This is a genomic window from Novosphingobium sp. FW305-C-111 (assembly GCF_058783565.1).
The window spans coordinates 36,986-48,301 of sequence record NZ_JBYSYP010000006.1 but is presented as its reverse complement, the minus strand read 5'-3'; the positions used below and the strand labels follow the sequence as shown (position 1 = coordinate 48,301).

General features: G+C 67.2%; 9 protein-coding genes. 2 read left to right on the top strand and 7 right to left on the bottom strand.

Annotation, left to right across the window (positions count from 1 at the left end; all coding sequences use genetic code 11):
* Window positions 1-24: 24 nt before the first annotated feature.
* From AC3WLD_RS08640 to AC3WLD_RS08610, 7 genes are all read right to left on the bottom strand, one after another.
* Entirely contained in the window at window positions 25-1,884 is a 1,860-nt protein-coding gene (locus AC3WLD_RS08640) for a ShlB/FhaC/HecB family hemolysin secretion/activation protein (RefSeq protein ID WP_492556544.1), read from the bottom strand.
* A gap of 44 nt (window positions 1,885-1,928) precedes the next feature.
* On the bottom strand, window positions 1,929-2,717 hold the full coding sequence (locus AC3WLD_RS08635; protein ID WP_492556543.1) for a hypothetical protein: 789 nt from the start codon (window positions 2,715-2,717) through the stop codon (window positions 1,929-1,931).
* A gap of 2 nt (window positions 2,718-2,719) precedes the next feature.
* Window positions 2,720-3,487, bottom strand: coding sequence for a hypothetical protein (locus AC3WLD_RS08630; RefSeq protein ID WP_492556542.1), 768 nt, complete (start codon window positions 3,485-3,487; stop codon window positions 2,720-2,722).
* On the bottom strand, window positions 3,474-5,519 hold the full coding sequence (locus AC3WLD_RS08625; protein ID WP_492556541.1) for a CHASE2 domain-containing protein: 2,046 nt from the start codon (window positions 5,517-5,519) through the stop codon (window positions 3,474-3,476). The genes AC3WLD_RS08630 and AC3WLD_RS08625 overlap by 14 nt, the downstream gene beginning before the upstream one ends.
* Window positions 5,520-5,522: 3 nt before the next feature.
* Window positions 5,523-8,678, bottom strand: coding sequence for a CHAT domain-containing protein (locus AC3WLD_RS08620; protein WP_492556540.1), 3,156 nt, complete (start codon window positions 8,676-8,678; stop codon window positions 5,523-5,525).
* A gap of 158 nt (window positions 8,679-8,836) precedes the next feature.
* Window positions 8,837-9,514, bottom strand: a complete 678-nt coding sequence (locus AC3WLD_RS08615) for a nitroreductase (RefSeq protein ID WP_492556539.1) — start codon at window positions 9,512-9,514, stop codon at window positions 8,837-8,839.
* A 4-nt stretch (window positions 9,515-9,518) separates the two neighbouring features.
* Window positions 9,519-10,193, bottom strand: coding sequence for a nitroreductase (locus AC3WLD_RS08610; RefSeq protein ID WP_492556538.1), 675 nt, complete (start codon window positions 10,191-10,193; stop codon window positions 9,519-9,521).
* A 110-nt stretch (window positions 10,194-10,303) separates the two neighbouring features.
* On the opposite strand from AC3WLD_RS08610, the gene AC3WLD_RS08605 reads away from it, so the two are divergent.
* Window positions 10,304-10,702, top strand: a complete 399-nt coding sequence (locus AC3WLD_RS08605; RefSeq protein ID WP_492556537.1) for a hypothetical protein — start codon at window positions 10,304-10,306, stop codon at window positions 10,700-10,702.
* Window positions 10,702-11,307, top strand: coding sequence for a hypothetical protein (locus tag AC3WLD_RS08600; RefSeq protein WP_492556536.1), 606 nt, complete (start codon window positions 10,702-10,704; stop codon window positions 11,305-11,307). The genes AC3WLD_RS08605 and AC3WLD_RS08600 overlap by 1 nt, the downstream gene beginning before the upstream one ends.
* Window positions 11,308-11,316 lie beyond the last annotated feature (9 nt).

Here is an 11,316-nt window from a genome sequence, read left to right as displayed (position 1 = left end):
CCAGGTATTGCATGTTCACGGTCCTCAGAAGCGCCAAGGCGCGAGCTGGACCGAAAGATTGATCAGGAACCGGACGTCGCCCTTGACCGGCTGGCCCGGCACGTCGCGCAACGGCACCGCCACCGTGCCATCGACGCGGATCGCCTCGCGGATCATGCCGCGAATGCCCGCACCCGCCGAATAGAGCTTCTGCGGATTGAACCCGTCGAAGACGCTGTCGTGGTTCCACACCCAGCCGGCGTCGAAGAACGCATAGGGTTGCCACGCGCTCGCACCCGGAGTCTTGGGGATCAGCGAGCCGATCCTGACCTCGGTGCGGAAGCCGACCCCGCTGTCGCCGATGATCGCACCCGGATCATAACCGCGCCCGACGGTGTAGTTGCCGGCCGAATACTCTTCGTAGCTGAGCAGCGCGTCGGGCGAATACTGCACCCGCGGTTCGAGCGAGAACGTCACCTCGCGCTTGGGCCGATATTCGAAGATGCCGTCGGCGCGAATGACGAAGCCCTGCGCGGTGCCTTCGATCCGGGTCGGGGTGACCGTGCCCTGCGTCAGGCACGCACCGATCCGCCCGGCGCAGCTTTCCGTCGCATCGAACAGGCCGAGGCCCTTGCGCAGCTCGAGGCTCGCACCCCAGCGCCAGGGCGGCTCGAGCGGGGTGTAGCCGTCCTGGCCGGTGATCGAGCGCTTCGACACGCCGTTCATGTCGAGCCGGGCATAGGCGACGCGGATGCGGTCGCGGTTGAGGGGGATCGCGCCGAAATCGATGTCCTGGTTGATCAGGTCCATGCCGATCGCGCCGTAGAGGTTCATCGCCTGGCGGCGGATGAAGGGATAGGCACCCTCCAGCGTGGCGACGAGCGTGTTCGACTTGAACGGCGCGTTGCCGGTCACCGTCGGCCGGCTCCAGCCATAGGTGAAGTTGCCGCGCAGGACGAAGCCTTCCCCGCCCAGCCGCATTTCGTGGCCGATCTGGGCGACCTTCTGCTCGTGGAAGTCGGCGGTCGAGAAGAAGCTGATGCTGGTGGAGTCGCCGAGCCCCGTCAGTCCGTTGGCCTGGACCCGGATCAGCCCGGACTCGCGCCCGATCGCCTTGGAGCCATAGTTCTGGAGCGTCAGGTCGGCGAAGAACGGGATCTGGCGGACCGAGACTTCGCCCACCACCTCACCCGGCGAACCTTCGATCGGCCGCAGCGCCAGGCGCACGTCGAGCCCCGGCACGTCGCGGGCGAGCAGCAGGTAGCGCTCGGCCCGGTTGGTGTTGAACACCGGGTCCTCGGTCAGCTTGTTGAGGTAGCGGACCAGCACGCCCTCCGACGCACCGGCGTCGCCCTTGACCTGCACCCGCGTCATCTGCGCCAGCAGCACGTCGAGCCGGACGTTGCCGCCCTCGATCTTCTGCGGCGGGACCTGGACGGCGGCGAGGTAGCCTGCGTTGCGCAACCTGGTCGCGGCGCGGTCGCGGATCTCGCAGATCACCGAAACCGGCTGCTCGGTGCCGGCCAGGTCGCTCCAGGTGCTGCCAAGGTCCATCTCGGGCACCGCATCGGCCCCGGTGAAGGTGACCGAGCGCAGGGTCAGCTTGAGGTTGGCGAACTCCGGCGCGGCAAGCGGGCACGGCGCGCGCTCGACCTCGCTGGTGTCGACCGCCGCCGGCGGGCCGGCCATGTTCAGCGTCCCTTCAGCGACGCCGCGCTGTAATTCCTCGCGGGTCGGCGGCTGCACCGTGGGCGCAGGCGGCGGCACGGATTGGGCCGCGGCGGGAAGCGCCACGGCGGTCAAGGCAAGCCCCAGCGCCAGACGCAAGCCAGCCCGCGCCGGAACGGGCGGACTGGAAACGCCTGGCGGCCCCTTGCGGAGCCGCGCTGTGCACAGGTCGGTCATTCGATCTCTTCTCCACCCTGTGCGACCCGTATGTCAGCAGTCTGCTAGCTGCTGTTGTCTGTCTTTTCCCCGCTGTCCGTCACCACCGGCGCCGACTTGGCGAGCCATTCGAACTGCGCCCGGCAGCCGTTGTCGAGCAGCGTTACCGCGAGGCCCGCAGCATCCACCGGCACCGAGTCGGGCGACAGCATAACGACTTCGAAATCCTTGTAATTGTCGGGATTCGACTCTTCGGTCAGGCGATAGGTGCGGCCATCGACCAGCGGGACCATCGCCGACGGCCAGGCCACGCCCGCCACTTCCTGCGGGAACTGCAGGCGGACCATGCCGCCGCCGCCCTCGTCGCCGAGCCACGAGAACCGCCGCTTGTCCGAATTGTCGCGCCACAGGTAGAGGTCGCTTCCCTCGAGCACGCAGACCCGCCCGCCCACGGATGCGTCTGCCAGCCACACCGACGGCGGCAGCGGCTCTGCCTTGGGCGGGTCACCGGGACCGCGCACCGCCCCCGCACGCCGCACCGGTCCGGGCTTGGCCAGCGAGCGCCCGAGCTGGGCGACCGCGGTGGTGTCGCGGTTGACGGCACCGTCGACCGTGTAGGTCCTCGGCTGCGACAGAACCCGGCTACCGGCCTTGTCGAGGATCGTGACCTGATCGCCCGCCTTGAGCACGATCTGGTCGCCCGCCTTGAAACGCTTGCCCGCCGGATAGCTGGCCTTCGACGGGCCGGTCGAACTGACCACGACCGCCTGGGCCAGCGCCGCGCCCGACACGCCGAGCGCCGCGAGCGCGGCCGCGCCGGCCAGCGCCGTGCGCATGAACGTCCCCCTCCGCATCGTCAGCCTCCGCTCGCTTCGGTGGTGGCGCTCGCGGCGAGCAGGTCGAGCTGGGCGTCGCAGCCCTTTTCGGCGAGCAGCGCGGTCACCTCGACTTCGTCGCTCGGCACCTCGGCAAGCAGGCGGGTGGTGATCTTGACCGACGGCCCGACCGGGTGGCTGAAGGTGTAGCTCTGTCCGTCGACCACCGGCAGCGTCGCCGAAGGCCACAGCTTGAGCGCGTTGCCGCGCTTCCAGGTCACGTCGGCGAGCGTGCCGTCCTGCGCGAGCAGGCGGCCGGTGCCCTCTTCTTCCTTGTTGGGTCGCCACAGCACCAGCGCGGCGGGATCGGCCACGCAGTAGGTACCGCCCTTGCTGACGTCGACGTACCAGACCGAGTCCGGGCTCGCGATGGCCGGGGTCGGCGCGGGCGCTGCGCCGGGCGCGCCGCGCACGGCCCCGGTGCGGCTGCGGGCGCTGCCGCTGCTCTTGAACATGCCGGCGAGCGAGCTGCCGCCGTCGCGGTTGACCGCGCCGGTGATCGGGAACGAGCCCGGCCCCGACAGCACCCGCGACCCCGCCTTGTCGACGATCGTCACGCGGTCGCCGCCGCGCAGCGTCACCGTCGAGTTGGCCGCGATCTTCTTGCCCTTGGGATAGGTCGCCGCCGAGGGACCGGTGGAGTTCACCACCACCGCCTGCGCATGGGCGAGACCGGCCACCGCCAGCGCACCCGAAACCGCTACCCCCGCCAGAAGCGCCTTCAGCGTCTTCCGATCAGCCGAGAACATAACTCTCTCCTTTTTGCGTCTGCCGCAATCTCTGGACCAGATTGGCCATGGCCTCGTCTTGCCCCGATTCGGCGACCTTGTCTGTGAGTCGATGCACAAGGGCTGAATCGCCGGCTTCGTGCGCCGCAATAATCTGCCCGGTCAGCGCGCGATCCTCGGCGCTGACCTCGGGCATCGGCTCGAACACGTCGACCGGCGTGGCCCGCCCGCGCAGGGTGATCGTGCCCATCGGGCGGAACCAGTCGAGCCCCGAGCGCTCCGCCGCCTCACGGCTGACCAGCACCTTGGTGTCGAGCGGCTTGTTGGCGCCTTCGAGGCGGGCGGCGGTGTTCATCGCATCGCCGAGCGCGGTGTACTGGATGCGCCCCTCGCCGCCGAAGTTGCCGACGATTGCCTCGCCGTAGTGCAGGCCGACGCGGGTACGGCCGATCTTCGGCACGCCTTCGGGCACGTTCTTGCGGAACTCCTCGCCGGCCAGGTACATCGCCCAGGCCGCCTTGACCGCGCGCTCGCCGTCGTCCGGGTAAGCGATCGGCGCGCCCCAGAACGCCACGACCGCGTCGCCCACGAACTTGTCGAGCGTCCCGCCGTATTCGAGCACGACCGCGCTCAGCCGGTCGAGATAATCATTGAGCAGGCGCGCGATCATTTCCGGCTCGACCGCGTGAGTCAGCTTGGTGAAGCCCTCGAGGTCGGAGAACAGGCAGAAGATCTCGCGCTTCTCGCCGTGGAGCATCAGCCGCTCCGGGTTCTTCATGATCTCGCTCGCGACCGAACGCGGCAGGTACTTGCCGAGCGCGCCTTGCGCAAACTCGCGCTGCGCGGCGTTGATCGCCCGAAGCGCCGAGCTGACCGCGGTATAGGCCACCAGCCAGCCGACGATCCACCCGAACGAGGGCAGCTCCAGCGTATCGACATTGCTTTTGGCCAGCAGGAACGGTCCCGCGAGGAAGGCAGCGAACTGGACGATGATGGCCAGCGCCAGCACCCAGGTCCGCGCCTGGGTCAGCGCCGAAACCGCGCCCACCGCGACCACCGCGAGCGCCGCCAGCCACTTCGCCCAGCCGGGAATTTCGGTCGGCAGGGCATGGTCGAGCAGCTGCGCGAGCATGTGCGCGTGGACCTCGACCCCGATGGTGCGGGTCTCCCCCGTCACCGGGTTGCCGGTGCGGGTGAACGGCGTGTCGAATTGGTCGAAGTCCGAAAAGTCGCCGCCGATCAGGACGTAGCGGCCCTTGATCTGTTCCTCGAGGAACGGCGCGGTTTCGGGATCGGCGAGGATGTCGATCGGGGTCTTGAAGAACACCGGGCGGTCCGACGCGCTCGGCACGCGGTAGCGGATCGGGCCGGTATAGGTCTCGAACCTCGGATCGGCATCGCCGGCGACGTTCCTGGTCAACGCGATGGCGAGCAGCGGCGGCAGGCCGGGGTACTGGTTCGGCCAGCGCCGGGCAACGCCGTCGTTGTCGGTCTCCAGCAGGATCGAGGTCGGCCCGACCTTCTGCGTCGTGACCGCCTTGATGTACCCGGTAAGATCCTGTTCCTGCTCGTAAGTGATCGCCTCGGGATTGGTCTTGTTGTTGGCATAGGCGAGGAACACCGGGGTCTGCATCGCCTTCAGGGTGGATTGCAGCAGCGGGTCATCGTCCTGCGGGCTGTCGAAGAGAATATCGATCGCGACGCCCTTCGCGCCCATCTTGTCGATGTTGGCGAGCGCGTTGGCGAGGATCGTCCGGTCGACCGGCGAGATCTGGCCGGTCGCGCGGTTGGTGTCGGCGGTATAGACGACCAGCGCCACGCGCGGGTCCTGGTCGGTCGCCGGGGCGACATTGGTGGCGCGCAGGTCATAGAGCGCGTGCTCGGCGTCCGACAGCAGCGGCAGCTCCCAGCTCCGCGCGGCGACGAACAACGCGACGACCAGCAGCACCGCCGCCACGGCGACGCGCTGCCAGCCAAGCTGCCTCAGCCCCCGCTTTGCCGAACGGCCAAGCTCGGCCTGGCGGTTGCGGGCTTCCCTGCGCCGTTCCGGCATCCCCTAGCGTACTCCCCCCTGCGGCGCCGCCGCGGCCGCAGCCGGCGCGGTCGCCATATTCGTCATCGGCCGCAGCAGCGGCTTGGCCGCATCGCCGATCACCGCGAAACCCGACCAGTAATAGGGATGCGAGGTGTTCGGATCGGCCATCAGTTGCTGCTCCGCCGCCAGCAGCGCCTCACCCGTGCTGGTGCCTGCGGGCGCCGCGAACAGGCCGTTGATCAGGCGGCCGGTGGCGTTGAAGTCGTCCGGCGCGGGCCAGTGGCTCGCCAGCACCGAGCGCCCGCCCGCGCCGATGAACGCGCGCACCAGCCCTTCGAGCGCCGCGCCGCCGCCGGTCGCCACGCCCGCCTCGCGGGTCGCCACGACGTCCGCCTGACCCGCCGTGTCGCAGGCCGAGAGGATCACCATGTCGGCATCGAGGTGGAGGTCGAAGATTTCGGCAAAGGTCAGCAGCCCGTCCGAATCCCCGGTGCCGAACGAAGTCAGCAGCGCCGGCCGCGTGGGACACGCCGGCTGCGGCGGGGTGACGAGGCCGTGGGTGGCGAAGTGAAGGATGCGGAAGGTGTCGAGGTCGCGGCGGCCCTTGATCGCGCTGTCGGTGAACGCAGACCCGGTCATCAGGTCGGTCCCCTCGCCGGTCAGCAGCGTGCGCGCCTTGAGCAGTTCTTCATCGGAAATCGGCCGGTCCCACGCCGCCAGCGGCCAATCGCAGCCCGAGGCCGCCGCGCCGCCCGCGCCGCGCGAGCCGGACGAGGCCTGCGCCTTGGTCACCACCGCGTTATGGCCGAGACCGAGGTAGGCCTCCTTGGCCTGGCTCAGCGGCTGCTTGCGCGCATCCATGAACGAGCGCGCCGAAACCGAGGTCGAGACCAGCTTGTCCTTGCCCAGCCAGTTCACCATCGTCATGTCGAAGGGATCGCCTTCGGGGCTGTCGGCCTGCTTGATGTACGCCTGCATCGAGGCGTCGTCGGCGACCAGCAGGTTGACCGGCAGCTTGAGCATCGCCCCGTCGGGCTCGAAGATCAGGTGGCGCACGCCCGCGAGGTCGGAGGCCACCGGCCCGAACAGCGCGACATAGACCGCCCGCGCGCTTTCGATGTCGAAGGCCGAGGTGATGTACTGCTTGCCGTCGTACTTCGAAATCGAATCGCGCATCTTGTCGACCGCGGCTTCGAGCTCCGGCCCGGTGATCGCGGCGCGGTAGCCGACCGCCTTGTCCTTGGTGGCGAAGTAAACGAACACATCGGGCCCGAGCACCGCCATCTTGGCATAGCCCTCGCCCGCGGCAAGGCCCTGCTGGAGTTCGTCCTGAGGGATCGCACGCTGCGAGACGACCCGGTACCGGGCATAGTTGGCGAGGTTGATGACCGTCGCCTGCTCCTGCTGCTCGAGCCCCTGGATCTGCTGGGTGAGCCCGGCGATCTCGTCCTTGCGCGAGCCGGCGTCCTCCAGCCGCGACAACGCCGCGAGCTGCATCCGCGCCTTCTCGATCGAGCGGGTCAGGCTTATCGACTGGCGGAACAGGCGCGCCGCCTCGTCGCTGCCGCCCGAAAGCTCGCGCGAGAGCACCGCCTGCGTCTCGGCAACGCCGGGGCGGACGAGGATCTGCGAGGCGGCGAAGAAGTCCGCATTGGCCGACTGGTCCGTTCCTGCGCGCGCGATCAGTAGGTCGAAATACGGCGCCATCTGCCGCGACAGCCCGGACAGCGCATTGCGCCGCTCGACCGACCGCGAGACGACATCGCGGTACAGCGCCAGCGCCTCGTCGCCCTTGCCGTGGCGAGTGAGGAACGCGGCAAGGCGCGCCTGCCCGGCGGCATAGCTGCGCGATTCCGGATACTGCACGCCGACGATCTCGAGCGCTGAGCGCAGCAGCCCTTCGGCGCTGTCGATCTTGCCCTCGCTCTCGTCGATCTCGGCGAGCTCGGTAATCATCTGCGAGCGCATCTTGACGATCGAGACGACCCGGCCGTTGCGCACGGCGATGGCCGAGGTGAGGCCGGCGCCGAGCGCCTGGCGTGCCTCGTCGTTGCGGCCGAGAAGGCGCAGCGCCGAGCCGCGCAGGTGCTGGGCCTGCGCATCGAGGATCGCCGCACGCTCGTCGTCGGTGAGCTTGAGGTCGTCGATCAGGCCGAGCGCGTTGGTCCCGGTGTCGGCCAGGTTGATCCGCTTGACCAGCGCCGGGGTCAGTTCGCCGGTCTGGCGCAGCGTGTCCGCGCCCATCGCCGCCGTCGCCTTGAGCGGCTGGCCGAGACGGGCCAGCGCCTCCTCGAACTTGTCCTGGTTGAGCAGGTGGATCGTCTCGTAATTGCGGCGCAGGCGCTCCACGACGCCCGAGCCGGCCGGGAGCGCATCGGCGCTGGCAAACAGGCGGTCGGCCTCGGCGAACTGGCCGAGGTTCGAGCGCTGGAGCGCGGCGTTGACGAGAAACTCGACCCGGTCGATCCCCGCCGCGTCGCCGGCCAGCCGCTGGTCGAGTGTTTCGAAATAGGCGGCGGCGTCGGCGTAGTCGCCCGAGTTGTTGCGGCGATACCCTTCCGCCAGCGCGGTCGCCGGATCGAGCGTCAGCGCCTGGATGCGGGCGTAAGCCTCGCTGTCGTCGATCGAGGTGGTCGCCACCTCGATCGGCTCCTCGATCAGCTTGCCCGCCATGATCGAACGCATCGCGAGGTCGAGCGCGCCGTGATACGCGGTGAAACCCTCGACGAAATAGCTGGTCTTGCCGCGATCGGCCCGGGCCAGTTCATACGCGAGGTCGGGATTCTGCCAGCGGCATTTCTGCCCGGTCGGCGCTTCCTTGTAGCCGACGTCGGACAACCCGGCCGAGCAGGCGACGTTGGTGCCGCGCCGGTCGATCAGGCGGCGGACCGGATCCTCGCCCGAATTGCGCAGCGCAAAGATGTAACCCACCGGCAGCGCCGAATCGCGGCAGACGACCGCCCAGGTCCGGTCGAACGGGGTCTTGTTGGCCACATCGTCGGCCCGGCTCTGCACCTGGCACAGGGCGTTGCCGCCACCGCTGCCGAGCGGGAAGCTGTCGCGCAGGAGGAGCGGCAGGTCCTGCGCCGCGGCCGGTGCCGCCAGCCCGAACGTGGCCGCACCCGCCGCAAGGGCGGTACCCAGCGTCAATAGCGCCCTCAAAGGACGATGTCGCATCTCACGCTCCCCAGTGCCGCGACGGAGACCAGCCCCCGCCTGCGATGTACCGATGCGACCCGGCAGCCATGTTTATGGATTGGGAAGCTTCATAGGCCCAATCCGCGCCCGCTGCCAAGGGTTAGAACTGAGCCCAGATCAGCCAGCGCGGCCGCGATCTATCCGGGGAAGCCTTCCCATGTAATGCTTTCCGACACAGGGGCGCGGGGGACAGGGAAGCAGTTGACCGGCGCAGCGGCGTCGCGGTGGCCGATGGCGAGCCCGCAGAAGAAAATGTGGTCGCCGGGAATCCCGAAATTCGCGCGGATCTGCGGGCTGTAGACCGCCCACGCCTCCTGCGCGCAGCTGTCGAGCCCCTCCTCGCGCAGCAGCAGCATCACGGTCTGCAGCCACATCCCTATGTCCGACCACTGTGGCGGGCCCATGTAGCGCGGCGTGTGGACCAGCATCAGCACCGGCGCGCCGAACGCGCGGAAGTTGGCGGAAAACTGCGCGAGCCGGCCCTTCTTGTCCTCGCGGCCAATGCCGAGCGCCGCGTACATCGCCTCGCCCACGCCGAATCGGCGGGTCTCGTAAGCTCCGGACAGTTCCGGCGGATAGACGTGGTATTCGGGCTGGTGCCCCGCACGGCCCAGCGCAAAGGCCTTCTCGCAATCGGCAAACAGGCGCTGCAGCGGCTCGCCGGTGGCGACGATCGCGTTCCACGGCTGGGTGTTGCCGCCAGAGGGCGCGCGCTGGGCTTTCTCCAGCACGCGCTCGATCACCGCGCGTTCGACCGGCTGGTCGGTGAACAGGCGGACCGAACGGCGCGTGGCGACGGCTTCGCTGACGTCCATCTAATCAGAAGCCAAGGAAACGGACGTGGCCGTCGAGCGGCACGCGCTCGCGCTCGAACTGGTTAACCGGCGCGGCGCGGTCGCCCTCGCCGATGGCGATGCCGCAGAAGAAGATGTGGCTCTCGTCCGACACGCCGATGAAGTCCTTGATGACCCGGGCGTAGAGCGACATGAATTCCTGCGGGCAGGTGTCCAGACCCTCTTCGCGGAAGAGCAGCATGATCGTCTGCAGCCACATGCCCACGTCCGACCACTGCGGCGGCCCCATCCGCCGGTCGAAATAGACCAGCAGCAGCGCCGGCGCGCCGAACGACAGCGCGTTGTTCTTCACGAAGTCCGCCCGGGCATCAGCGTTGGCACGGCCGATCCCCATGGCCGTGTACATCGACGCGCCGACCTGCTGGAGCCGCGCCTTGCACTCCGGGATCACCTCGGGATCGCTGAAGCTGTACTCGATCGGGTCTTGCGGAGGGGTGACGAGGAGGATTTCCTGCAGCTTCTTCAGCGGCTCCCCGGAGACCACCGTCGCCTCCCACGGCTGGAAATTGCACCCCGACGGCGCCCACCGCGCCTTGTCGAGCACCCGGCGGATGGTTTCGAGCGGAACGGGCGTGTCCTTGAACAGCCGGATCGAACGGCGCGAGAGGACGGCTTCGGTGACGGTGCTGGCGGTATCCATGGGCGGTTTAATTGGTCAGTTAAACCACTGGCGTCAAGCCTGTCGGCGATCGCAAGCTGGACCAGCCACCACACGCCGTGATAGGGCATTCGATATCAACAGGGGGTACTATGCGCCACTTAGCGATTTCGATTTTGGCTTCGGCTTTTTATATTGCCGTGCCTGCAAGCGCTCAGGTTTCGCTTGACGGCAAGAACAGCGAACTCACCCAAGGCAATGTTCAACTTAATATGCGCGTTGGCCAAACGACAAAGGCCGATGTGCTTGAAGTTTTCGGTGCCCCGAACATCACGACGCGAGATGGAAGCGGACAAGAAGTCTGGTCCTATCAGCGCCATGCTACCGTTTCCAAATCAAAGGAGAAGGATAGCTTTTGGACTATCCTACTCGTCGGCGGGAGCAGCAAGGCCAGCGGGTTCTCGCAAACGAGCAGAACAATGACACTGATTATTAAGTTTAACTCGGATGATGTCGTAACCGACTTCCGCAGCCGCACGAGTGATTTCTGATGAAGATTTTTTTCCGAAACCTATTGATTGCTATCGCAGCTCTTGGCTTCGCAGCATCCCACGCTCCTGCCTTCGCGAAGAAAAAACAGCCGGAACTGACGCCGCTCGAATTGCAGGCATTGCAGTCGCGAGAATTTGAAGTCAGCAAGGAAAACCTTTTCGGCGCCGTGATGACCGTTGTGCAGGACCTTGGCTATCAGGTCCAATCGGCAGATGTGCAGACCGGTCTGATTACGGCAACTAGTGCGGTTGAACAGAAAACAAGTTTTTTCGAGGCACTGGGGGGTGGTCGCTCGAGCGCTATTACTCGCATGACCGCGTACATCCAGAACCTTCCGAACGGCATGTCTCGCGTCCGACTCAACTTTATGTATAGTAAAACGTCGCAGGGACTATACGGTCAGGCTTCACAACAGGATAAGCCGATCCTCGATGCGGTTGTGTATCGCAATGCTTGGGACAAAATCGATGAAGCTCTATTCGTGTTTGGTGCGATGGAGCCTTCTGTTGCTCCGCAGTCATCCTCTTCACAGCCAGCGCCTATCGAAAACAAAGCGGGCGACGCGACTGTCGAAGCAGGCACGTCAAAAACAGCGACCAACTGATTCGTTCTC